Source organism: Tumebacillus lipolyticus, assembly GCF_042682745.1.
In the GTDB taxonomy this organism is placed as follows: Bacteria; Bacillota; Bacilli; order Tumebacillales; family Tumebacillaceae; genus Tumebacillus_A; species Tumebacillus_A lipolyticus.
Map to the genome: position 1 here is coordinate 124,302 of NZ_JBHUIO010000011.1, position 22,601 is coordinate 146,902.

The 22,601-nt window shown below is 51.1% G+C and carries 18 protein-coding genes, 2 pseudogenes and 1 riboswitch; of the genes and pseudogenes, 8 read left to right on the forward strand and 12 right to left on the reverse strand.

Annotation, left to right across the window (positions count from 1 at the left end):
• Positions 1-225 precede the first annotated feature (225 nt).
• A complete protein-coding gene (locus ACFSOY_RS16875; protein WP_386048617.1) occupies positions 226-1,812 on the reverse strand; it encodes a methyl-accepting chemotaxis protein in 1,587 nt (528 codons plus the stop codon).
• A 370-nt stretch (positions 1,813-2,182) separates the two neighbouring features.
• Here ACFSOY_RS16875 and ACFSOY_RS16880 point away from each other — a divergent pair, with 370 nt between their 5' ends.
• From ACFSOY_RS16880 to ACFSOY_RS16895, 4 genes are all read left to right on the forward strand, one after another.
• Positions 2,183-3,253 carry an NAD(P)H-dependent flavin oxidoreductase gene (locus tag ACFSOY_RS16880; protein ID WP_386048619.1) on the forward strand — a complete coding sequence of 357 codons (1,071 nt, stop codon included), beginning with the start codon at positions 2,183-2,185 and terminating at the stop codon, positions 3,251-3,253.
• Between the two features lie 133 nt (positions 3,254-3,386).
• Positions 3,387-4,346 (forward strand): sigma-70 family RNA polymerase sigma factor, encoded by a 960-nt coding sequence (locus ACFSOY_RS16885; protein ID WP_386048621.1) that lies wholly within the window; start codon positions 3,387-3,389, stop codon positions 4,344-4,346.
• A 174-nt stretch (positions 4,347-4,520) separates the two neighbouring features.
• Positions 4,521-6,263 carry an ABC transporter ATP-binding protein gene (locus tag ACFSOY_RS16890; protein ID WP_386048623.1) on the forward strand — a complete coding sequence of 581 codons (1,743 nt, stop codon included), beginning with the start codon at positions 4,521-4,523 and terminating at the stop codon, positions 6,261-6,263.
• Between the two features lie 26 nt (positions 6,264-6,289).
• Complete coding sequence (locus ACFSOY_RS16895) at positions 6,290-6,520, forward strand: hypothetical protein (RefSeq protein ID WP_386048625.1); 231 nt, start codon at positions 6,290-6,292, stop codon at positions 6,518-6,520.
• Positions 6,521-6,826: 306 nt separating this feature from the next.
• Here the strand turns inward: ACFSOY_RS16895 and ACFSOY_RS16900 are convergent, their stop codons facing one another.
• Entirely contained in the window at positions 6,827-7,579 is a 753-nt protein-coding gene (locus ACFSOY_RS16900; protein WP_386048626.1) for an MBL fold metallo-hydrolase, read from the reverse strand.
• Positions 7,580-8,347: 768 nt separating this feature from the next.
• Between ACFSOY_RS16900 and ACFSOY_RS16905 the strand changes: the two genes are divergently transcribed.
• The gene (locus tag ACFSOY_RS16905) at positions 8,348-9,538 is read left to right on the forward strand and encodes an MFS transporter (RefSeq protein ID WP_386048628.1); all 1,191 of its coding nucleotides are present in this window, start codon (positions 8,348-8,350) and stop codon (positions 9,536-9,538) included.
• Between the two features lie 282 nt (positions 9,539-9,820).
• Positions 9,821-10,045 (forward strand): helix-turn-helix domain-containing protein, encoded by a 225-nt coding sequence (locus tag ACFSOY_RS16910; protein WP_386049509.1) that lies wholly within the window; start codon positions 9,821-9,823, stop codon positions 10,043-10,045.
• Between the two features lie 1,136 nt (positions 10,046-11,181).
• Here the strand turns inward: ACFSOY_RS16910 and ACFSOY_RS16915 are convergent.
• From ACFSOY_RS16915 to istA, 4 genes and pseudogenes are all read right to left on the reverse strand, one after another.
• Positions 11,182-11,817, reverse strand: a complete 636-nt coding sequence (locus ACFSOY_RS16915) for a hypothetical protein (protein WP_386048630.1) — start codon at positions 11,815-11,817, stop codon at positions 11,182-11,184.
• 14 nt (positions 11,818-11,831) lie between these two features.
• The gene (locus ACFSOY_RS16920) at positions 11,832-12,425 is read right to left on the reverse strand and encodes a hypothetical protein (protein WP_386048631.1); all 594 of its coding nucleotides are present in this window, start codon (positions 12,423-12,425) and stop codon (positions 11,832-11,834) included.
• A gap of 367 nt (positions 12,426-12,792) precedes the next feature.
• On the reverse strand, positions 12,793-13,566 hold the full coding sequence (gene istB / locus ACFSOY_RS16925; RefSeq protein WP_386048633.1) for an IS21-like element helper ATPase IstB: 774 nt from the start codon (positions 13,564-13,566) through the stop codon (positions 12,793-12,795).
• Positions 13,563-14,784, reverse strand: a pseudogene (istA, locus tag ACFSOY_RS16930) (IS21 family transposase). Before istA ends, istB begins: the two are co-directional and overlap by 4 nt.
• Positions 14,785-15,716: 932 nt before the next feature.
• Here istA and ACFSOY_RS16935 point away from each other — a divergent pair.
• Both ACFSOY_RS16935 and ACFSOY_RS16940 read left to right on the forward strand, forming a co-directional pair.
• Positions 15,717-16,276: pseudogene (locus tag ACFSOY_RS16935) on the forward strand (RraA family protein); the annotation flags it as partial.
• Between the two features lie 230 nt (positions 16,277-16,506).
• Entirely contained in the window at positions 16,507-16,824 is a 318-nt protein-coding gene (locus tag ACFSOY_RS16940) for a hypothetical protein (protein WP_386048635.1), read from the forward strand.
• Between the two features lie 326 nt (positions 16,825-17,150).
• Here the strand turns inward: ACFSOY_RS16940 and ACFSOY_RS16945 are convergent, their stop codons facing one another.
• The 6 genes from ACFSOY_RS16945 to ACFSOY_RS16970 all read right to left on the reverse strand — a co-directional run bounded on the left by ACFSOY_RS16945 (position 17,151) and on the right by ACFSOY_RS16970 (position 22,575).
• Entirely contained in the window at positions 17,151-17,687 is a 537-nt protein-coding gene (locus ACFSOY_RS16945; RefSeq protein WP_386048637.1) for a 1,2-dihydroxy-3-keto-5-methylthiopentene dioxygenase, read from the reverse strand.
• A gap of 48 nt (positions 17,688-17,735) precedes the next feature.
• Positions 17,736-18,413, reverse strand: coding sequence for a methylthioribulose 1-phosphate dehydratase (mtnB, locus tag ACFSOY_RS16950; protein ID WP_386048639.1), 678 nt, complete (start codon positions 18,411-18,413; stop codon positions 17,736-17,738).
• On the reverse strand, positions 18,410-19,090 hold the full coding sequence (locus tag ACFSOY_RS16955) for a 2-hydroxy-3-keto-5-methylthiopentenyl-1-phosphate phosphatase (protein ID WP_386048641.1): 681 nt from the start codon (positions 19,088-19,090) through the stop codon (positions 18,410-18,412). Before ACFSOY_RS16955 ends, mtnB begins: the two co-directional genes overlap by 4 nt.
• A 38-nt stretch (positions 19,091-19,128) precedes the next feature.
• The gene (locus ACFSOY_RS16960; RefSeq protein WP_386048643.1) at positions 19,129-20,361 is read right to left on the reverse strand and encodes a 2,3-diketo-5-methylthiopentyl-1-phosphate enolase; all 1,233 of its coding nucleotides are present in this window, start codon (positions 20,359-20,361) and stop codon (positions 19,129-19,131) included.
• 86 nt (positions 20,362-20,447) lie between these two features.
• A riboswitch (SAM riboswitch) is annotated at positions 20,448-20,560 on the reverse strand.
• 81 nt (positions 20,561-20,641) lie between these two features.
• Positions 20,642-21,808, reverse strand: coding sequence for a pyridoxal phosphate-dependent aminotransferase (locus tag ACFSOY_RS16965; protein ID WP_386048645.1), 1,167 nt, complete (start codon positions 21,806-21,808; stop codon positions 20,642-20,644).
• Between the two features lie 170 nt (positions 21,809-21,978).
• The gene (locus ACFSOY_RS16970) at positions 21,979-22,575 is read right to left on the reverse strand and encodes a PCYCGC motif-containing (lipo)protein (RefSeq protein WP_386048647.1); all 597 of its coding nucleotides are present in this window, start codon (positions 22,573-22,575) and stop codon (positions 21,979-21,981) included.
• Positions 22,576-22,601: the final 26 nt, after the last annotated feature.

Consider the following 22,601-nt stretch of genomic DNA (forward strand, 5'->3'; position numbering starts at 1 on the left):
TGTAGATATATGTACGATGGAAATAAGAGGAATCCTGCAATCTGCTTCCCCTCTGCCGGTCGGTTATGTGAAAGGACGATCATCCGCTCCGCAAAAACGGAAAGACCGCTGCTCGCCAAATGGCGCAACGGTCTTTCCCTTCGATCTGATCCTGCTGTTGACCACCCTGCGTCTGCTGTGGCTATCCAATTCATCAGCTCGGCAGCGCGATCAGCATTCAGGAGATCATTCGACAGAGATCTGGGCGAGTTCGTTCAATTCATGGATCAATTTTTCCAGATCGCGGAACGAGTCGACGATCATTTTGATGCGGTTCATCTGCTCATCGACAGAGGCGGAGACTTGCTCCATCGCCGCCGAAGATTCTTCGGTGATCGCCGAGATCGAAGCGGTCTCCTGCACGATCACAGAGGAGGTCGCTTGCAGCTGATGAATTCGCTCACCCATCATGTCGGAATTGCGCTGCATCTCTTCGTCATCGCGGATGACCTCGCCGATAAACGTTTGCGTTTCGGCCGTCGCGCTCATGCTCGAACGAATCGCTTCTTGCCCCTTTAACACCTGATCGGAGATGATGCGGCTCGTCTCCTGAATGCGCCCCAAGATCGAAGCGATCTCCTTGGCCGACTTTTGCGAACTCTCGGCCAGCTCTCGCACTTCATTCGAGACGACAGCAAAGCCGCGGCCATGCTCACCCGCGCGAGCAGCTTCGATCGCCGCGTTCAGCGCGAGCAGGTTGGTCTGGTTGGCGATGTTGCTGATCGTGACCAGAATATCGCCGATCCGCTCGTTCTGCTGTTCCATCTCCTGCATCGAGCGCACCGTGCCTTCGATGATTTCGAACACCCGATCCATCGCTTGGGACAGCTGTTGGATCTGTTCGCTTCCGTAAGCAAGCTTCGCCTTGCGCCCGGAGCTCGTGGCGAGCAATGTCTCGTAGTTGCTGCCCACATAGTCGATCGATTGGCCGACCGCCTGGATCGAATCGCTGATCTGCACAGAGCTTTCCGCCTGCTCGACCACACCTTTTGCCACCTCGGAGAACGCCTGTGACACCTCTTCACTGATGCGGCCAGTCACGTCCACGTTTTCGGACAGCGTGGAATTGAAAGTCTTCAGCGTCGATGTGGTCTGTCTGATGCGCTGGAGCACATCAGACATCTTTTCTTGCGCCTCGCGCGTTTTGTCGCTCTGCTCTTGCACTTTCGCTTTCAACTGCTTGCTGACGACCACCTGCATGTAGACCGCCGACAGGGCGAAGGCGAAGATCATCGCCGTATAGCCCCACGTCTGATAGAAGGCAAACGAATCGCTCACATATTGTTCATAGGCTGCGATCGCAGAATGCTGAATATAGATCAACGCATTAAATATAACGAACGATAAGAACAAGCTGATCGACAGGATCAACCGATGATTGTACAGCATGAGCACCGTAACGAAGAAAAAGATGTCTGCTGTGTAAGACCATTCTGGAAAACCTGCCATCAAGTTGTTGACAAAGTCGGACCCTTCTACCCCGAACAAAGTCAACAGCACGAGATAAGGGGTATAGAAGACGCCGATCTCCCGCTGATGCAAAAACCAGAGCAAGAGGAACATCACCAAGCCGGGCAAGTAGAAGTACAGAAAACTTTCTTCGAATTTCCCGGTGAAAATCAGTGAGGTCACCTGCCAATACAGGAACGAAGCGCCATAGAACAGCGCGAGATAGATGATCGAAATCTTGTGCTTCTGTCTCATTTCCCATCTCGCTTGCTCGAATTCGTTCTGATTGGTAATTCCGTAGATGATAGATTGTACCTTGGTCATCCAAATCCTCCATTCGATGAGAAACTGATCCTAACACTTGTACTATTCGCGCGATTCTTGCTTGAATCCTTTCGCCAAAATTAATCCCAGAATAAAAATTTGTAAACTAGATTACTATGCAATACAAATATTACTTCTTTTGACATCCTTTGAGGATTGGGAACAACTTTCTGATCATTCGCACCAAAATTGCTTTTCTCCAGCGTTTCCGGCTCGTTGCTCCCCCTAAAACATCGTACAAATTTTGAGATTTGGACCTACTTCCGCTAAAATGAGAGCAAAGGAAAAAAGTCAGCGATCGAGCGCTGACCTCAAGACTGATCGATCTGAAAAGAAAAATTCTTGAGCGGGTGAGACAGGAGTGAGCAACATGTGGACACAGACCAGCGTGACCCAAGCGTTACACCTTGAAGTTCCGATACTCCAAGCGGGAATGGCGGGCGGATCGACGACGCCCGAATTGATCGCAGCCGTTTCCAATGCGGGCGGTCTTGGCACTTTGGGTGCTGGCTATATGACTCCTGAGCAGATGCGCGGTGCGATCAGAGCGATTCGCCAGCTGACCGATCGCCCGTTTGCGGTCAACCTGTTTGTCAATCAGATCCCCACCCCTGATACGGAGCAGGTGGCGACCATCCAAAACATCATGAGCAAACACCGCCAGGAGCTGGGCATCCCAGAGCCGCAGCTCCCAAGTAAATATGCGGAAGCGTACCAAGATCAACTTCGGGTGGTCATCGAGGAAAACGTCCCCGTCTTCTCCTTCACGTTCGGGATACCGTCCCGCGAAGAGATGGATGCGCTCAAGCAGCGCGGCATCGTGACATGCGGCACCGCCACCACGGTGCGGGAGGCGATCGTCCTCGAAGAGCACGGCGTTGATCTGATCGTCGGTCAAGGCAGTGAAGGAGGCGGACATCGCGGAACGTTTCTCAGCTCGGCGGAGCAAGCGCTGATCGGCACGATGGCGCTGATTCCGCAGATCGTCGACCGGGTGAGCGTGCCGGTGATCGCAGCGGGCGGCATCATGGACGGTCGCGGCATTGCGGCCGCCCTGTCGCTCGGTGCGGATGCGGTGCAGCTCGGCACCGCCTTTTTGACCTGTTCGGAAAGCGGCGCACATGCGCAATTCAAAGAAGCGGTTCGCAACAGCACAGATGAGTCCACCGCGCTGACCCGCGCCTTTTCGGGCAAATATGCGCGCGGCATTCGCAACACGTTTCTGTCTGAGCTGGCAGCACACGATGCGGACATCCCCGAATATCCGATCCAAAATGCACTGACCCGCGACATTCGCCAAGCGGCCGCACAGCAAAACAATCCAGCCTACATGTCGCTTTGGGCTGGACAGGCGGCCGCTTTGAGCCAGTCGATCGGCGCGTCCGATCTGATGCGCAAGCTCGTCGCGCAGACGAACGAAGCGATGCGTCGCTTCTCCTAAGCACGGTCGTCGAGAGCGATCGACACGCCCCGCACCTGCCCCGGTGTTGGCCTTGCCGATCGCTCTTTCATTTTTTGACGAGTTTGACCGTTTTTCGCTTGTCATCCCGTCTTATTCAATAGGAGGTGAGCAGATGAATGATCCTGCCGATCAACAATTGGTACATCAGTCTGTGCAGGGAGATCAAGAAGCGTTTGGTCGATTGGTCAAAAAGTATTCAAACGCCGTCTACAGCGTCGCAATCGGTCTGTTGAACGATTTACACCTTGCGGAGGACATCGCGCAAGAGGCGTTTGTCAAAGCGTGGTTCAAACTGGATCGATTGCGCGAGCCGGAAAAGTTTTGTTTTTGGGTGATGGCGATCGCCAGACGTCTCTGTATCGATCGGCTGCGAAAAGATCAGCCCGCTCTGCACGCGCTCACCGATCTGGAGACGATCGCCGATCCGATTTCGCTGGATGACCAAATAGAGCGAGCGGACAGCCGGGCTGCGATCCAAAAAGCGCTCCACACGCTGGATGCAAAACATCGCACCGCCGTTGTGATGTACTATTTTGGCGGCTATCATGCCCGCGAGATCGCAACGCTGCTCAGCGTCCCGCTAACCACCGTCGAGAGCCGTCTGCGCAGAGCCAAACAAAAACTGAAAAAGGAGCTGTTCACATTGGTTCAAGAGTATGTGCATTCGAACCGGTTGGAAGATGCGTTCGAAAAAAAGGTGCAGGCGCGGATCCACTCTTTGTTTCACATGCAAATCCCCGTCAGGCAATTGGATGAATCGATCGAATGGTACAAAACGCACTTGGGCTTCGGACTGAAAGAGCATTACGGGAAATGCGCCTTTCTCAGCCTCTCCACCGGCCCGCTGCTCATGCTGTGGCAGACGGCCGACCAAACGACCGCCAATTTCACCGTCGATGGCAATACGATGCCCGTGCTGTTGTACGCGACAGACGATGTCCATGCCCTGCACGATCATCTGAAAGCGCTCGGCACCCAGATCACCCATTATCAGGACGATGGCTTTGGCTGGGTTTTGAAATTTTTTGATCCGAACGGAAACATGTGGGGCGTCATTCAGGAAAACGGCTGATCGAGGGCAAGGATGCGAATCACTCAACAACGATCTGTTCAAACTCTGAATCGTTTCATAATAAATTACTTGACTTGTCGGAATGCGTTTGACTAGAATATGTGATATTATTATGAAAATGATTCTCATTCTTCTTTGATTTCGAACTATTACCCTATGAAATGAGTGATTCGATTGCTACGACGCTTCTTTTCGTATTACCAACCTTATCGCGGACTGTTCCTGCTCGACTTTTCCTGTGCGGTGATCGCCGGTCTTTTAGAGCTCGGTTTTCCTTTAGCTGTCAATCAATTTGTTGACAAGCTGTTGCCAAGCAAAGACTGGTGGCTGATCTTGTGGGCCTGTCTGGCCCTGCTTGCCATCTATGTTCTCAACACAGGTTTGCAGTATATCGTCACCTACTGGGGGCATATGCTGGGCGTCAACATCGAGACCGATATGCGCAGAAAGCTGTTCGATCATTACCAAAAACTGTCCTTCCGCTTTTTTGACAACAACAAGACCGGTCACCTGATGACGCGCATCACCAACGACTTGAACGAGATCGGGGAGATCGCGCATCACGGGCCAGAGGACGTCTTTATTGCGGTGATGACGCTGATCGGCGCCTTTATCCTCATGCTGATGATCAACTGGGAGCTGGCGGTGTTGACCTTCCTCATCATCCCGTTTATGGCTTGGCTGACCATCCATTTCAGCAACCGGATGACCAAGACGTATCGCCGCTTGTTCGGAGATGTGGCCGACTTTAACGCGCGGGTTGAAAACAACATCGGCGGCATCCGCGTCGTTCAAGCGTTTGCCAATGAGGATCACGAGAAAGAACTGTTCAAAGTCAACAACAGCCAGTACCGCCAGACCAAGCTTCTGGCCTATAAGATCATGGCGAAAAGCATCTCGATCACCTACATGATGATGCGCTTCATCTCGCTGTTTGTGATGGTTTGCGGAACTTGGTTCGTCATCAACGGCGAGCTGACCTATGGTGGGTTTGTCGGCTTCCTGCTCTTGGCAAACGTGTTCTTCCGTCCGATCGAGAAGATCAACGCGGTCATCGAAACCTATCCAAAAGGGATCGCCGGCTTCAAGCGGTACACGGAGATCCTCGATACGGAGCCCGATGTGGCAGACGTGCCAAATGCGAAGAAAGTGGATCACTTAGAAGGCGATATCCGCTTCGACTCCGTCTCGTTCGGATATGAGGAGCAGAAACAGATCCTGAACAACTTCAACCTGGCTGTCCACGCGGGCGAAACGGTCGCCTTCGTCGGGCCTTCTGGCGCGGGGAAAACGACGATCTGCAGCCTGTTGCCTCGCTTCTATGACTGCGATCAAGGCAACATCACGATCGACGGGATGGACATCCGCCAGATGACCTTGCAGTCGCTGCGCAGTCAGATCGGCATCGTGCAACAGGATGTGTATCTCTTCTCCGGGACGATTCGCGAGAACATCGCCTACGGCAAGCTGAACGCATCGGACGAGGAGATTTGGCAAGCGGCTAAGCGTGCACAGTTGGAAGCGTTCATCCTGCAACAGCCGGAGGGAATGGATACGGTGATCGGTGAGCGCGGTGTCAAACTCTCTGGCGGGCAGAAACAGCGCCTCGCCATCGCGCGGATGTTCCTCAAAAATCCGCCGATCCTGATCTTGGACGAAGCGACCTCCGCTTTGGATACGGCGACAGAGGCTGCCATCCAGCAGTCGCTGACCGAGCTGTCAGAAGGGCGCACCACGCTGGTCATCGCCCATCGACTGGCGACCATCAAAAATGCGGATCGCATCGTTGTGGTGACCGAACAGGGTGTGGCAGAAGAAGGGCCGCATGATGAGCTCGTTGCGGCGGGCGGAATCTACAGCGCCTTGCATCAAGCGCAGTTTGGCGAAGCATCGGAGATGGCAACTGCCGCGAAGTGATCACTGCTCAACGTGAAAAGTGGATCATGAAAAAAGCACCTGCGGGTGCTTTTTTCATTGTCGGGGCGGAAACGCGCAAGATGGGCAAGGGAGCTCTCCTGTTGGGGGAGCTCCCTTGCCCATCGCTATCTGAATACCTGTCCAACTCTCTGCTGTTCTTTGCCCTTGCCGATGCAATGCCTCTGTCAAACGTCGCGTTGCACGGCACTGTTAGACTAAAAGCCGCAATATCTGAAATAGAGATTGCCAATTTCTAAAATGTGGAGTTTTTGAATATGAGCTTTGAGCTTTACGACTTTTATCAGCTGTAGGTGCAGGCGGTTGCCAGATAGGGGCTGTAATCGAACAGATACTATCATCGCGCAGTTGGATCGGACGATTCTTCTGATCCATTCGATCCATTCGATCCATTCGATCCATTCGATCCGTTCGATCCAATCTTCTTCAAGTGATTGTAAACCGACGCCTCAAAAGCGACAAAGGATCGCGAAGCGTCGGTCTGCAATCTATGTCCTCGACGATCCGTCTCAGACGATTAGAAGTGATAGATCTCTCCGCTCCCTTTAGTGTCCAGCTGCCAATTCGGCGATGCGGGTATTCACCTGATCGCCAAAAGCGCCACCATGATAGCAGATGACCGTCTCTATGTCGTAGCGGGTGAGCTTTTTCAGCGAACGCATCGCTTCGTCCAGATCGAGCGTGTACTGTGGGTCTGGGCCGAACAGTTGACCGTCCCGCACGACCATCGCATCGCCTGCGATCAGCGTCTTGCTCGGCTGATGATACAGGCTGATGTGACCCGGCGTGTGTCCGGGAGTGTCAATGATGGTGATGCCTCCACAATCGGGAAGCTCCGCTCCATCTACCACGATCGTATCAACCTGTGCGTGCGGCGGATTTTCCAGCAACCGCTTAAATGCATTGCGCCACTCCTCCGGCACATCTGGCGGAAAGTTCGCATCAACTTGAGCGATAGCCTCGTCGGTGATCTTCAGCAGTCTTTTCTCGCCTTGAATAAACGGTTTTTCAATTTCGTTGGCAAGCACCTCGATCTTTTGCTCCGACTCGGTCAGAATGTTCGGCAAACTCCCGATATGATCAAGGTCTTGGTGTGTGAGGATCACTTTGCTGAGCGTTTCAAACGAAATGCCCGCCTGCTCCATCGCTTGGCGAATCAGCGGCAGTTGACCAGGATATCCTGTATCGACCAAGACTGCCGATTGCTCGTCCCAGAGCAGCGTGGGACAGATAACGCTCTGTTTGCCCATCATGTTTGCTGAGATTTCCAGCATTTCAACTCCATTTGCGATCCGCATCGTACCCCTCCGCATCATGGTCTCTTACGAGATGTTGTTTCTCTCGTTACTCCCATATCTTAGCGGGCATACGTATGCAAGTCAAATAAAATTTTAATTATAACACAGTTTTATATTTTTGTCAATGATTTTTTCTGAACTATAAACATCACCACTGCCAACCAGACACTTCTACACTGTAGTATTCTGCACTTTGTTATTCTGCGCTTCGGTAGAGAAACCCTTACTTCCTCACTACAAAATCCCGTCCCACTTGATGATATACGTGACATTGTCCAGATTTGGCATCGGAAATTCGGAGCAAAACTCCGGCAAAGTTACCTCTAGTTTCGGATACCTGTCGATCGCTTGCTGCAAATCGAGACTGATGTCTTCAAATTGCCCTTCTTCCCCTTTCGAGTTTCGACTCACCTTGTAGAACGCAGTCTCGCCCATTCACCAACCGGTGGATCGAAGACTTGTCACAACGGCGGTCATTTCTGACCCAGGCGTAACGAGTTGATCCTACCCAATTCGGAGATTTGATAGCATTGAGCCTAGCTCCCCGCATATGATAGAATCAAACTGTACGTTCCCCATAAAATGATCGCTTTTGTGCAATGGAGACTGCTCATCATCGCATCGACGATGTCTAGGCAAGCTTTGCACAACAGTTGCTAGAAATAGACCTTTTCCTAGCCGTTTTCGTCCAAAGGAGGTCTATTTCTTTTTGGTCAGATTACACAACTAGAATTTTTATTCGCATCATTAGAAAGGGTTATTGCTCTTATGACAACCTCTCGTATGAACCACTTTACCTTCCTCACCCTTCTACTCGTCGTGGCGATCGCCGGGATGAGTCAGGGGCTGACACTGCCACTGTTGAGCGTCATGCTCGAACATGAAGGTGTCTCCTCCTTGGCCAACGGGTTCAATGCGGCAGGTCTGTACATCGGAATCTTGATCGTCTCACCTTTTATGGAATGGCCCTTGCGCCGTCTTGGCTACCGCAATACGATCTTGATCGGGCTTTGCGTCGTCACCGTGAGCACCCTGCTCTTGCCGATGTTTCGCGGCTTTACGATCTGGTTTATCCTGCGGCTTTTGCTCGGCATCGGCGATATGGCGCTCCATTATGCCTCCCAGATGTGGGTGACTGCTCTCGCTCCCCCCGAGCGACGCGGGCGCGATATGTCGATCTACGGCTTCGCATATGGAGCTGGCTTTTCGATTGGGCCGCTCGGCATGCTGCTGGTCGACTTTGGTGATTGGGTGCCGTTTTTGGCGATCTCCGTTTTTTACGCGGCGGCGTTCATTATGCTGTTCCGACTGAAAAATGCATTCCCGCTGCCAGCGGAAGCGAGCGAGAAGGGGCAAAACCGCTATCTCTATGTCCTGCGCCTCGGTTGGTTGGCGCTGATCCCGCCCTTCCTGTACGGGTACATGGAATCGGCGCTGAACGTCAATTTTCCCGTCTACGCGGTGCGCAACGGCATTCCCCTCGAATGGGTGTCCCTGATCCTGCCTTCGTTCGTCGTGGGGAGCTTGGTGCTCCAGATGCCGCTCGGACGCTGGTCAGACAAAGTAGGTCGCAAAAAGGTGATGATGGTCTGTGCAAGCACCGGTGCGCTCTGCTTTTTGTTGCTCCCGCTCGCCAGCAACAACATCCCTGCGCTCATGGCATTGCTCGCAGTGGCAGGTGCCACAGTCGGCTCGTTCTATACGCTCGGCCTCGCCTACGCGGCAGACGTTCTGCCGCCTGGCTTGATCTCAACGGCCGGTGCGATTGCGAGCATCAACTTCGGCATTGCCAACATCCTTGCACCGAACGTCAACGGTTTCTTCCTCAGCACCTCATCTCCCGGGCTGATGTTTAGCGTGCTCGGTGGCTTGTTGGCACTTTTCGTGGTGGTCGGCTATCTGTTTGGCAAGAAACCCGCCGATGTGCGGGCGATGAATAAACTGAACGAGGCAGGCTAATGCACACAGGGGAGAGCTTGGAAGGTTTGATTCGCATACCTTCTGCTCTCCCCTTATTTTGGACATTTTTACAACTGATGATTTGATCTCCGTCTCAAAGTCAGATCGACAGTTGTTTCATGTGTAAGGCTCTCGCACCTCCCTTCTACGCGGTCAGAATAATAAAACCTCCTGTGCTTTTGAACAACACCCTCTAAAGTATACATAGGAAAACCCTCTTGAGATTCCAAAATCTATTCTTAGGGATGCTTTTCTATGTTAGTAACAGGGCATAAGTATTGTATGTATCCATTGGAACTTAAGAAACAGGTGATCGAAATGCGTTTACGCGGAATGACGAAGAAACAAATAGCGGTGAAATTAGGGATTTATGATGTGAATCGTATCAAGATTTGGATGAGGAAATTTAGAGCGGACGGTGAGTTCAGTCTTGTAGACCAAAGGGGAAAACAGGAGAAGTATATGAATTGGAACGTTATGTCCGCTGATTGGAGATGGAGAATCTAACACTAAAAATAGTCTTTGAATACTGGAAAAGGAGGGGACTCGACTGAAACAAAAGGCGGTGGAAGAACTGATCACACATTATACGATTCAAGAGCTTTGTTCTGTTCTTGGTATACCACGAAGTGGGTATTACAAATATTTTAAGCGAAAAACAAAACCAGATATTAATCAACCACTCAAAGAATCCATTCGAAAGATATACGTCGTCTCATGCGAGGGGAGTACTATCGTAAACATAACTGGATCATCAATCACAAACAAGTACATCTCCTGATGCAGCATATGGGGCTTCAGTCAATCATTCAAAGGAAATTTCGTTACAACGCCTATACCAAGGCAAAAGTCAGCATCAGAGTTACTGAGAACATCTTGAGCCGTTCATTCGAGGCATCTGCACCCAATCAAAAATGGGTGACAGATGTGACTCAAATCCTGCTCATAGTTAAAAAATGTACCTATCGGTCATTTTGGACCTCTTCAACCGAGAGATGGTTCCCTGTCAGATGAGCGAACAAAATGATAACTCAATGGTGCTTTTAACGGTTCAAAAGACGATAAAAAAAGTAAGGACGCATTCACGACCATCCTGCATAGTGACCGCGGACACCAGTTTACGTCACACAAACACCACGACTTGTTTTCAAAAGTTGCAACTTCAGCGTAGCATTTCGCGAAAAGGCAATTTCCTAGACAATGCCTGTGTCGAGAGCTTCTTCTCCCATCCCAAGGCAGAAGCACTCTATCGCTATGATATACAATGTTTTACAGGAGCACTAAAGAGAATTTGAGGTTTCATTTGGTTCTGCAATGAAGAACGAACCCAACTGAACTCAAAAAAGCTGACATCTGTTTAGTCAGATGTCAGCTTGCAACCTAACAAGGTGTTTTTCGGTGTCTACAAAGTAGGTCTTGAGCAGCGTACCATCGAGGTTTCTTACCTCAACTAACAAATCGTATTGCTCGTTTCGTCAAACAGTATTGGCGATGTTCGGCTTTATTACGACTCGTTAGCATCCCTACTCCCCAGTAATCATCTACACACTCAATATCCTGCGAATGCTGTAGCCATCCGTAAAGTTCCCCATGAGGAGATTGCCAACTCGTCGTAACTGACGACAGTTCCAAAGGCGCCTTGGTTACCTCGATTTATTCTTTACTTTTTCCTTTGCAACTTTTATGAGAGACTCTTCAGAAAGTTTCTCGACTTCTTGACGTACAAGGTCTTCTCCAAAGCCTTTAATTTTTCCGTTTTCAATTTTAAATTTCCCTGAGAAAACCCCTTGAACGACATATCGAGGATACGGCCGTTCTTCATGTGGAGGGTTCTTGCTTAAAAATACCAAATACTTTCCTGGGCCAAATGGTTCATCTCCTGCAACCGATAACGTTTCGCCGTTATACGTGCCGCCCGTTTCAGTAATTACAATTTCTTGACCCTTCAATTCTTCCTCACCTTTCAGAACCTGGCTAACCTTAAACACCTTTTCAGTGAGTACTGTTCCCGAAATTTTATAAGTAAGCTTTGGCTCCTTATAATCTACCAAAAGGACATATGGTGATTCCATCAGTTCGTCTAAGTTGTCATATGCCTGATAACGCATAAGTTCAATGGCGGTAGTGTGTTTTTGTTCAGATTTTGTCTCAGTTGTGGGTTGGATATCTAGAACTTGCTTTGACACTCCAGTAGTTGATTCTAAAGATCCTCTTGTGATAAAAGTCACTCCGATGATTGCTACAGCCACTACTGCGGTACCGACTAGAAATTTTTTCATAATTCACCCTCCTGTTAATAGCCGTATTTCGACACCATTTGAGCCTTTTCGTTGACAGCTGCGTAAGTTGAAGTAACTGATTTTGCATCAGGATACATAATGAAAGTTTTACTTGTATCATGACCTGCGGCTAAGGAATGGCCCAATTCGTGACCAGCAATTGCTATCTTTTTATCTGTTCCTAGGTTGTGGACATGTGTAATAGTTTGTTCATTTAGATCAATCCACGCGAATTGATATGGAATGCTTGCATCCCAATTAGCGTAAGTTGCGGTTTCGGGGTTCTTCTTCTCGCCGTTTTGAAGAGTAACATATGTGGCACCTACCCATGCTGCATCATAAAATCTTGCAGAAGATACCCTTACCTGATGATAAGCAGGCGGATTGGATGCACCGTAGTAGTAAAAGTAATTTGCAGTCCCGAGATTGTTCCAGCCCGTTACAGCAGAGTACACCGAGTTGTAATAATTACTCGTGTCGTATACTGTAAGTTTGGGATTTTGCCAATAACCAGGGTTTAATCTCCAAGTTGTAGCAGAGGCAGAGCCTGTTGTTAGAGTCACCAGTGTAAAAGCCATAACTAACGATAAAAATCCTTTCTTATTCATAAACACACTCCTTTTTATTTTCTTCACTTACTTTTATATCAAATTTGGAAATGAAAGTCAATAACACTGATGAATTATTTCTAGATAATGACATGCTTCAGTATTTTTCTCGTTGCTAATTATATCGAGTATTAGATGCGTATCTTTGGATTGTCAAATTTCATGATGATAATATACCTATCAATATTGGTATGATGAATCGAAAATATGCCAGATAGTTCAAGGAATTCCTTACTCTTAGAGTTTGACCCCCATATGGAATAGATGGCTTACTTATGGTCGAATATAAAAAGACCCATCGATTATTGTCAACGCCGGGGTTAATTTGACCAACTATCGCTGTTTCAAAATTGACCCACCCCGGCGATTATTCGCCTACACTCTTTGGCATCCCGTAGGCACCAGACTTCATCTTCTCTCGCAAGCGATAGCTGTTCCCGCGTATATTCACGATGTGCGAATGATGGAGCAGCCGGTCGAGGATCGCTGTAGCCAATATTGAATCCCCGATAAGTTCTCCCCATTCCCTGAAGTTCTTGTTACTCGTCATGATGATGCTCCCCCGTTCGTACCGAGCACTAATCACCTGAAAGAACAGATTTGCCGGCAAACGGTCCATCGGTAGATAGCCTACCTCGTCAATCAACAGAAGCTTGGGCCGAGTGTATACTCGTAGACGCTTGTCCAATCGGTTTTCCTCGTGTGCCTTTCGCAGGTCTTCAATGAGGTGTGAGAGAGTAACGAAATATACAGATAAGCCATGCTTGATCGCTTCCATAGCCATTGCCACCGACAAATGGCTTTTGCCAACGCCTGGCGGCCCAAGGAAAAGTATGTTCTCTGTGCGAGTCGCAAAGCTCATGCTGGCCAGTTCTCGCATAAGCCGTTCATCAATGCTTGGCTGGAATGAAAAATCGAACTCATCAATTGTCTTACGATAGGGGAGGTGTGCGAGTTTTGTACGCACCTCGAAGTTACGTTGTTTACGTTGTGCGATCTCTTGCCCTAGAAAATCATTCAGGAATCCGATATAGGTGGGTTGCTCTCGCGTCGCACGCTCAAGACAAGCATCCAAGGCGGCGGCCCCTTGATAGATTCCTAGATCTTCAAGTCGACCACGGACTTGTTCTAACTCGATCATGCGCCCACCTCCACAAGTTGCTCATACACATCGAGTGAACGTACCTCGACCTGCTCAGGTGAGACCTGTTTTGCTGCCGGTTGCGGATGTGTTTTGCCATTTGCAGTCGAAAGACCCGCATACTGTTTGGGACAATTACGGATGGCTCAATCGGTGAACGGCTTCATGTCTTGCGACTCGAAGATGATTGACCCATATCTCGATCCAACCATAGCAGACTCGAACGGTCACTTCACGTCCGCTATATTGCCAAGGGACACCATAACGAACCCCATCATAACTCACAAATCCGTCTCGACTCACTCGTCGTACCTCTCGGCGGTATTTGACCAAACGATCATCTGAAGGAAGCGACTGAAGTTTCTCTGTGGAAAGCCTGTCGCAGGGACGTTCGCCTGTTGTACCATGAACTCGACGGTTTATCTCTTCACACCATATGCGTGCCTGTCGATTCAGATCGCCAATATCAACAAACTGTCGCCCTGGAATAAAGTTCTCCTTCACGAACCGAACAGCGCGTTCTACCTTTCCTTTCGTCTGGGGTCGACGTACGCGACAGACTTTGGTCAGCAACCCTATGCTGGTAGCAAAATCTTCGTAAAGCGGGTGCCAGCGCGGCTTCTTATCATCTCCCATTCCGAGTATGACTGTCTTCATGTGATCAGTCAGCATGACGCGAGGGATGCCGTGGAAGAACTCGAAAGCATGAATCATACAACGCAAGAAGCTATGAATGTCGCAACGTTTGGTGAATTCGATGTATGTGGCACGAGAGTAGCCTAGTACCATCACGAAAACTGCTACCTTGCGCTTCTCTCCATTCTCATCTACGTAATCACAAAATCCCCAGTCCACTTGCGCGTGTTCGCCTGGTTTGGTTTCGTAACGCTGAACGGCTTGCGCCTGTCTAGGCGGGCGATAGCCTTGAACATAGTCCTTGAGGATCGTTCGTCCCCCGTTGTATCCTTTCTCACGCAGAAGACGCAACAATACTTCGCAATTGTAGATTCCGTTCGCAAAACTCTCCTGCAAAAAGGGCTTAAAGGGGTCAAGTTTTGATGGCCGTTTCTGAGTACATTTGGATTGCGTCAGTTCGCGATTCCTCAGGTACTTCTGGATTTTATTGCGTGAAAATCCCGTCTCTCTGACAATGGCTCGAATACTCTTGCCCATAGCTTTCATTTCGTGTAAATTGATCACAGTCCCACCTCTTAGCATTTGGATGTCTCCCCTCGATGACTTGGCCGTTTTCGAGGAGATATTCGCTATTTGGTGGGTCATTTCTTTTTCGGCTATGCTGGGTCAATTATACTCCGGCGGTAACAATTATGATGCTTAGTAGGTCTTCAATGTTACTTGAATCTAAATGTCATTTCTCCACTCTTGGATTTCCATTGCTCGATGTTGACATATATACTCCCGCTTCTTGCGCAGTAGCTTTGCGAAAAGTGACTCGTTTCTTGGACATAAGAAAAACCTCCCGTGCTTAGGTTTATCACAACGAACCAGCATTTTCGTCAAATCAAACGAAACAATTCCCCGTTCGGTTCTCTGTAGCAGTAACTCTCGAAAGGATACACATTCCCCTACGCTTGCTTCTGCAACTCACTTTCATCATACTCCGCGACCTAGCTATCCTTACTTCCAAAGATGCGGATCACCTTCACTTTGAGCGAGTCGGTCAGTACGGAGATCAGGTCGTCCTGTTAAAGGTCAAGTCTATGGATATCACAAGCTAACGATTGCCTACAGCATGAAAATGACCTTATGATCAACAAAAAGAATGTCTATCGACTCTACAATGAACTTGACTTGCTACGACTACAACGCCAAATCAAGTTCAAACATCCACGAAAGTTTGCGGTCTAACGAGAGGGTCTCAAACCAGCTTTGGGAGACAGACATCAAGTACGGCAATGTCGAAGGAACAGAACGATTCTTCTTTTTACTCTCAATTCTTGACGTGTACAATCGCGAGACAATCAATTATCACTTCGGGATCTATCGAATTGTTAAACGAATATTATATTTTGTATTTTTCGAAAATTTCAGTACGCATATACTTGAGTCAAATCGAACCAAGGAGTGAATCATGATGAGTCTCGTGGAAAAAATTCGCAAACATCCCGACGACCTGTTTGTCGGATGCCATGCAGGAGCCGAACAATCGCAATCCCTCCATCAAGCCTTTTGACAAAAACATGACCATAGTAGGTCGAGCATTCCCTGTCAAGTTGCCTGTTGGAGACAATTTGCATTCCTAAAAGAGATCCGGGAAACCCAACCAGGCAATGTCCTCGTGGTCGATGTCAAAGGTGACGCATACAGAGCGATTACAGGTAACTTTATCCTCAGTATGGCGCAAACGCTTGGAATCGCAGGTCTCGTCCTCGATGGCTTCATTCGCGATGTTCGAGGATGCAAGGTGCTGAATTTCCCCATTTTTTGCAAGGGTGCAACAGTAGCTGCTTCCGGCAAGGCAGGGATGGATGAAGTCAACGTTCCGATCTCCTGCGGAGGTGTTTCGGTTTGACCAGGGGATATTATCGTAGGCAATGCGGATGGCGTCGTTGTCATACCACAGGCGATCGAGAACGAAGTCTTGGAAAAAGCGCTGAAGCGTCTCACGTTTGATGAGCAACGAGCTGCTCAAGTTCCCGATAGCCTCGAGGAGATCCTACGCTACATCGACAACATGCTGTCCAAAAATTGGGCATATGTATATTTTCCAATAAAAAATGACTCGCACCCCTCCGCTGTATTCCTTGCCGTAGTTTCTAGGAGCAGATTCAGGCACCTATGTAACCCCCCCTTTAAGTAGGATAGGAGGATACTTGCATTACTTACCCAACCACCATACAAGATAATACATTGATATTTCAATTAAACTATATTATTATCATATTAGTAATACAATAATTGAAAAGGGAGTGTTTCGATTTGAAAAAGAAAATGCTCATGGGTCTGTTTGCGATTACTTCTGCGCTTGTCCTTACGTCGCCCGCCAATGCGGCTGGTACCGTGAATACCACTGCGCCTGAGTTGTCAGCTGGTGTAAGCGTTCAGGCTGCTCAAATTACTCCTCTCGCTGTCCAAAAATGGGTGAGAGTCGTTCGCTATTATGATTTTGGTAAAGCCCCGGAGAAAATTTGGTATACGGACGGGAACTATGAAGGTTGGCTCTACGCCGATATCTCTTCCATTGAAATCGTAGGAGAGAAAACGAAAGTGGCTTACGAAGGCTATATCCATATCTAAGTTTTTAAGCCAACTAGCAAACTAGAATATTTTTTTACAAAAGGGATTCGGAAGCAAACACTTCCGAATCCCTTTTCGATCGGGTCGTAGGTTCTGTACCCTTACGAGCCATCTGGATTTAGTGGCATATTTCGCCGATCGCCACAGCTACGACTAATCTCATCCCCTCGACACAAAAACCCCTCCGATGTTTACCTTCGGAGGGGTTCAACACGCTACCTTCCCCCAACGAACTCGTCGTTCCGTCAAACCGCACTAGCGATTCTCAGACTCATTTCGTCGTGGTGAGCAACACTCTATCGCTTACCAAATCATTCGCCTACGCCTTACTTCCCCAACTCGCTCTCATCATACACCGCAACCCAGCCATCCTTGCTCTCAAAAATGCGAATCGCCTTCACCTTGCGCAACTCCGTCAGGGTGAACCAGTGACGCGTATTCGTCGGCACGGAGATCAGGTCGCCCGGGTACAGGAACACGTCATAGTACGTGTCATCGTTCGGCCCTTTCAGCGTGAAGATCGCCTCGCCATCGACGATGAAACGAACTTCGTCCTCCGTGTGATGATGCTCGTCTTTAAACTTGGTCAGCAGGTCTTCCAAGTTGGGCGTCTGGTCGGACAGCACGACGATGTCGGACGATTTGTACCCTCGCTTCTCCGACAGGGCGTCGATCTCCGGGCGGAACGTGTCGAGGATCGCCGCTTGCAGCTCAGAGGTCACCTGGTAGTCTTCTTTCAGCTCGGTCGGGAGCTTCGAGATGTCCCAATGTTCGTAGACGATCCCTTGCGTGTTCAGGTAGGCAGAGACTTGTTCAACACCTTCGATGCGTTCGTTCGATTCAACAAAGCGGATGGACGGCATGCGATTTCCTCCTCTGTGGTTCAATTCCCTGGTTATCTTTGATTCGCTCTACAGCGCGTTTGCAACGGCGAGCTGTGCTGCATTGCCGGAGCGCAAGAATTGCTGGTACAGGAACTGGTATTGGAACATAAACTCGAAAGCTTGGACGTGGCGCTTCGCTGCCGCCACATCTTCGCCCCAAGCGTAGATGCCATGCTTGCGGATCAGGACGCCCGGCACGCGCGGGTCGAGGCGCTTGCCGATCTCGGCTGCCAGTTTCGGAATATCGGCAAAATTCTCAACGATCGGCACCTCGATCGTCGCGCCCTCTTCCCAGATGTTCAGCCCTTTGATCAGCTCCATGTCGGTGATGGTCACCGAGCCTTGCTCCGCATACACCTCGGAGATCAGGTTGTTGTAGATCGTGTGCACGTGCAACACCGCGCCTGCCCCCGCCCCGATCTTCTTGTACACTTCGGCGTGTACCAGCGTCTCGGCAGACGGCTTGAGCGAAGTCGGTTCGAGCGCCTTGGAGTCCCCGTCGACAAACAGGATGTCGTGGATGGTCAGGCTCTCTTTGTCACGGCCGCTGGCGGTCACGCCAAACATCAAAGGATCTTGATTCAGCTTGACAGACAGGTTGCCGCTGGTCGCTGGGAACCAGCCTTTTTCCGCAAAGTTTCTCGACACGTTCACCAACTGTTCCGCGATGCGGAAACGATCTTCTTGAAAAAATGTTTGGCTCATGACAGAACCTCCTCCTTCAGTTTGTCGATCAAGTCTTGCAAGGCGCTGATGCAATCGTAAAAAGTTGCAAACTCCGCATGCGGCAGGTCGAGCTCCTGACATTTCTGCAAGAGCAGCGCGCGGGCCAACACGAAGTCTGCCTGCTTGGCCGCCTGCAGATCGGTGATGGAGTCGCCGATCACCACTTTGAACGTCCGCTCGTCTGGAAACTTGCGCAGCACGGACGGCTTGCACATCCCACAGCCGTTTTCGCACTGCTCATCACAGCTGTGCGGCCAGAGGATCTCGATGTTCTCGCCCGCAAAACTGCTTCCGTTGCAGTAGATCGGGTTCTCGATCTGATAGGGAGCGAGCAGGGGCAGGACGAAAAAGTCGATGCCGCCGCTCGTCACCCAAAAGTCGATGTTCCGCTCTTGGCAAAAGGTGAGGAATTCAGGAAACCCTGGGCGAATCGCCGCAACTTCTGCCGCGTAGCTTGCGATCTCCTCCCGCTTGTCGGAGGAGATGCCGGCGAACAGTTGTCCGACGCCGCTTTGGATCGTAACCTCTTGTCCAAGAATTTGATCCTTTATCGCCTCCCAACCGGGCGCGCCGAACTGCTCCATGATCGTGATGATCATGTCCCGCTCGGTGATCGTGCCGTCAAAATCACAGAAGATCGCGATCGATTTGCTCATGATAGTCTGACTCCTTCGCTTTCAATTTCGCTCTGAATCTATCGAGTGCTCGGGTTGCCCCACAGTGTAAGCGCGGTGCGCAATTCCTCCGATGTCTCTGCCGCCTCGGTCAGCGTTCGCCCGGCTACCACCGCTTCGATCGCCGCCCCAAAAGCGCGTCCACCTGCTGCCGCCCCTTGCGGATGTCCGTGAATGCCGCCGCCGGCGTTGATGATCTGGTCGTTGCCGAGGTCTTCGTACAAGAACGGCACCAACCCCGGGTGGATGCCAGCTGACGGAACGGGAAATGACCGATGCACGCCGCTCTGCTCTTCGCGCAAGGCGGAGGCGATCTTCAGCGTCTCCGCTCGTTCGAGCGCGACCGAACCGTAGGCGGAAGGGTAGAGCACAAAATCTGCTCCTGCCGCCCGCATCAGCTTGCCGAGCAACACCGGAGCTGCAATCCCGTACTGTGCGGAAGGGTACATCGCACCTGCAAGCGCCGGATGCGCCATGATCGGGACTGTGATCGCCCGATCGGCAGCCAATCGATGCAGCACGTCATACCCGTAGGTCAGCACGTTGAGCAGGAGCGCGCTGGCGCCTGCGTCCACCGCCCGCTTCGCCTTGTCAAAAATCTCGGTGACCGGCCCGGTCAGGTTGGCCGCGTAGAGCGTGTGCTTTCCGGTCTGTTCGCTCGCCCGCTCTACCGCTTTCCGACACGCTTCGATCCGCTGTTCAAACGGAGCGTACGTCTCGTCAAAAAAGATCTCATCATCCTTCACCAAGTCGACGCCGCCGAGCGCCTGTTGGTAGAACGCTTCTGCCAGCGCATCGATGTCATAGCCGATCACCGACTTGAAGATGCTCATCAACAGCGGGCGATCCTGCACGCCAAGCTGTTGGCGAATTCCGTCGATCCCATATTTCGGACCGGGAAACTGCTGGCGAAACCGTTCGGGCAGCTGCAGGTCGAGGAGCCTGATCTGACCGTCCATCGACAGCTTGCCGAACACGGAGGTGAGCAGCGCCGGGACATCTGGCGTGAAGTTGATCGTCGGATAGGCGATGGTCAGCAGCGCTGCGCTTTGACCATCCGCCCCTCCCCCGATCTCCTCTGCCGCCACGACATGGCCGAGATGCTTTTGCATCGACTCTTTGCGCGCTTCCGGAAGGTCGGTCCACGAGCCGACCGTCAGGCCGACCGCGATCCCTTGCGCTTTTTTCTGCCAATCTGTGCCTGGCTTGCCGTGAGCCAGATAGGTGACGTGGACGAACTCAGGTGCGTTCACGAGGCACATCCTCCTCTATCGGTGTTTTTCCAATATAAAAAGCCTCTTTCCATGTAAAGAAAGAGGCGCAGAAATTGATCTTCAGCCTCTTATCTTTCAGGATTCTTCCTGTAGGAATTAGCACCGTGTGATCATACGCTGATGAAAACCGGTTGCCGGGCATCGTAGGGCCAGTCCCTCCGCCTGCTCTGGATAAGAGTTGTCATATATGTGTGAAAAGTTCTGTAGACGATATTACAGCTAACGACGGGCGGTGTCAATGACTTTTGCGAAAAATTGATCAGAGGGAAATCCTGCACATCCGATCGACCGCTTCCTGCAATCGCGCCTCATCTGTCAGCAGGCCGACGCGCACATATCCTTCGCCGCTCGGGCCAAACCCGACCCCAGGTGCTACCATCACATGCGCCTGTTCGAGCAGCGTGTTGGCAAAATCGACCGATTTGAACCCTTTGGGCACGGGCACCCAAGTGAAGAAGGAGCCACGCGGGGTCAAGACGTCCCACCCCGCCTCGCGCAACCCGCCGACAAACACGTCGCGGCGGCGCTGGTACGTCGCTGCCAGCTCGCGCACGCACTCCTGCGAAGAGCTGAGCGCGGTGACCGACGCGCGTTGGATGAACGCTGGCAACGAGACGTAGTAATGATCTTGGATCAGGTTGATCAGGCGGATCACCTCTTGGTTGCCCAGCGCAAAGCCCACGCGCCAGCCCGCCATGTTGTACGTTTTGGAGAGGGTGTAAAACTCGACGCCCACCTCTTTTGCGCCTGGCGTTTGCAGGAAGGACACCGGCTTCTCTCCATCAAACCCGATAGCGCCATAGGCGAAATCGGAGGCGACCACGATGTTGTTCTGCTCAGCAAACCGCACCGTGTCCTCGTAAAAGGCGCGCGGCGCAACAGCAGAGGTCGGATTGTTCGGATAGTTGAGGAACATCAACTTCGCTTGGGCCAGCTTGTCCGCCGGAATCTGGCTGTAGTCGGGCAGAAACGAGTTGTCGCGCAGCAGCGGCATCATCACCATCTCAGCGCCGGAGAGCGCCACACCCGACCAGTAGTCTGGATAGCCCGGGTCGGGCACCAAGCAGACATCTCCTCGATTGAGCAAGCATTGGGAGATCTCGACGAGCCCTGTCTTCCCGCCGAAGAGGATCGCCACCTCGGTCGCCGGATCGAGGTCGACATCATGCTCCGCCTTGTACCAGTCGGCGATCGCCTGCTTCAGCTCAAAGAGGCCGGAGAACGGCGGATAGCGATGGGTGATCGGATCGAGCACTTCCTGTCGCAACGACTCCACGATGTGCGCAGGCGTCGGCAGATCTGGATTGCCTTGACCGAGGTTGATCACATCGTGACCTTGGGCGATGGAGGCGTTAACCTTTGCGACCATCGTCGAAAAAAATTGGGTGGGCAGTCCGCGCAGGCGGTCGGCCGATTGTATGTTCATGGGTGAATACCCCTTTCTGAAAAAATAAATCGCTCGCTACATACTATACGACGAGTTGAAATCGAAAGACAAGTCAAAAAATGAGCGAGCAACCTGACAGTTCTGTGCGCTTCGCTCAGATATGCGCGCAAAAAGAGGCTGTTGAACAGGTCAACAGCCTCTTTTCGCCATTAGGAAGGCATCGGCGTGGGGGTAGGTTTCGCATAGCCTTTTTTGTATTTTTCATCGATGTAGGTGCGAATCTCTTTGACCGTTTTGCCCTCTTCTTTCATCTCCGCCGCTTTCAGCGCGATGTTCATGCAGGTGTCGCAACGGGTGCCGTGGTCGTCCCAGACCACCACGCCATCTGGGCGCACATCGCGAACGAAGCACTCCGCGTTGCTCATATGCCCTGCGTGCTCGCCGCATCCGCAGTAGCAGGGGATGTATTGCAGGATGTCCACATTTTCGACAGCCGCTTTATACGAGTCTTTCATTTTGGCGTTTTTGTTCATCAGGAAAGCGGGGAGGCTCGTCTTGTTTGCCGTCGCCTCCTGCAGGTCGCCGATCGTCGTCAGCTTGACAGACTCGCCAACTTTCAGCGTTTTGTACGCTTCTGCTTGTGCACCGGCAGGGTGTCCGGTGCTGCCGCTTCCGCCGTTGTTCGTCGCAGGATGATCATGCCCTGCATGCTCATCGTTCTGCGCGGTCTTCTCCGTTGTACCACAGCCTGTCGCGACCGTGAGGGTCAACAGGCTGGCAACCATGATCTTGGTCAACTTTTTCATCGTCACTGCTTCCTCCTGCTTTGTGG

Excerpts from the sequence above, each read along its gene's own strand:
- ACFSOY_RS16875 (WP_386048617.1), bottom strand. The coding sequence starts at position 1,812 with ATGACCAAGGTACAATCTATCATCTACGGAATTACCAATCAGAACGAA.
- ACFSOY_RS16880 (WP_386048619.1), top strand. The coding sequence starts at position 2,183 with ATGTGGACACAGACCAGCGTGACCCAAGCGTTACACCTTGAAGTTCCG.
- ACFSOY_RS16885 (WP_386048621.1), top strand. The coding sequence starts at position 3,387 with ATGAATGATCCTGCCGATCAACAATTGGTACATCAGTCTGTGCAGGGA.
- ACFSOY_RS16895 (WP_386048625.1), top strand. The coding sequence starts at position 6,290 with ATGAAAAAAGCACCTGCGGGTGCTTTTTTCATTGTCGGGGCGGAAACG.
- ACFSOY_RS16900 (WP_386048626.1), bottom strand. The coding sequence starts at position 7,579 with ATGCGGATCGCAAATGGAGTTGAAATGCTGGAAATCTCAGCAAACATG.
- ACFSOY_RS16905 (WP_386048628.1), top strand. The coding sequence starts at position 8,348 with ATGACAACCTCTCGTATGAACCACTTTACCTTCCTCACCCTTCTACTC.
- ACFSOY_RS16910 (WP_386049509.1), top strand. The coding sequence starts at position 9,821 with ATGTATCCATTGGAACTTAAGAAACAGGTGATCGAAATGCGTTTACGC.
- ACFSOY_RS16915 (WP_386048630.1), bottom strand. The coding sequence starts at position 11,817 with ATGAAAAAATTTCTAGTCGGTACCGCAGTAGTGGCTGTAGCAATCATC.
- ACFSOY_RS16920 (WP_386048631.1), bottom strand. The coding sequence starts at position 12,425 with ATGAATAAGAAAGGATTTTTATCGTTAGTTATGGCTTTTACACTGGTG.
- istB (WP_386048633.1), bottom strand. The coding sequence starts at position 13,566 with ATGATCGAGTTAGAACAAGTCCGTGGTCGACTTGAAGATCTAGGAATC.
- ACFSOY_RS16945 (WP_386048637.1), bottom strand. The coding sequence starts at position 17,687 with ATGCCGTCCATCCGCTTTGTTGAATCGAACGAACGCATCGAAGGTGTT.
- mtnB (WP_386048639.1), bottom strand. The coding sequence starts at position 18,413 with ATGAGCCAAACATTTTTTCAAGAAGATCGTTTCCGCATCGCGGAACAG.
- ACFSOY_RS16955 (WP_386048641.1), bottom strand. The coding sequence starts at position 19,090 with ATGAGCAAATCGATCGCGATCTTCTGTGATTTTGACGGCACGATCACC.
- ACFSOY_RS16965 (WP_386048645.1), bottom strand. The coding sequence starts at position 21,808 with ATGAACATACAATCGGCCGACCGCCTGCGCGGACTGCCCACCCAATTT.
- ACFSOY_RS16970 (WP_386048647.1), bottom strand. The coding sequence starts at position 22,575 with ATGAAAAAGTTGACCAAGATCATGGTTGCCAGCCTGTTGACCCTCACG.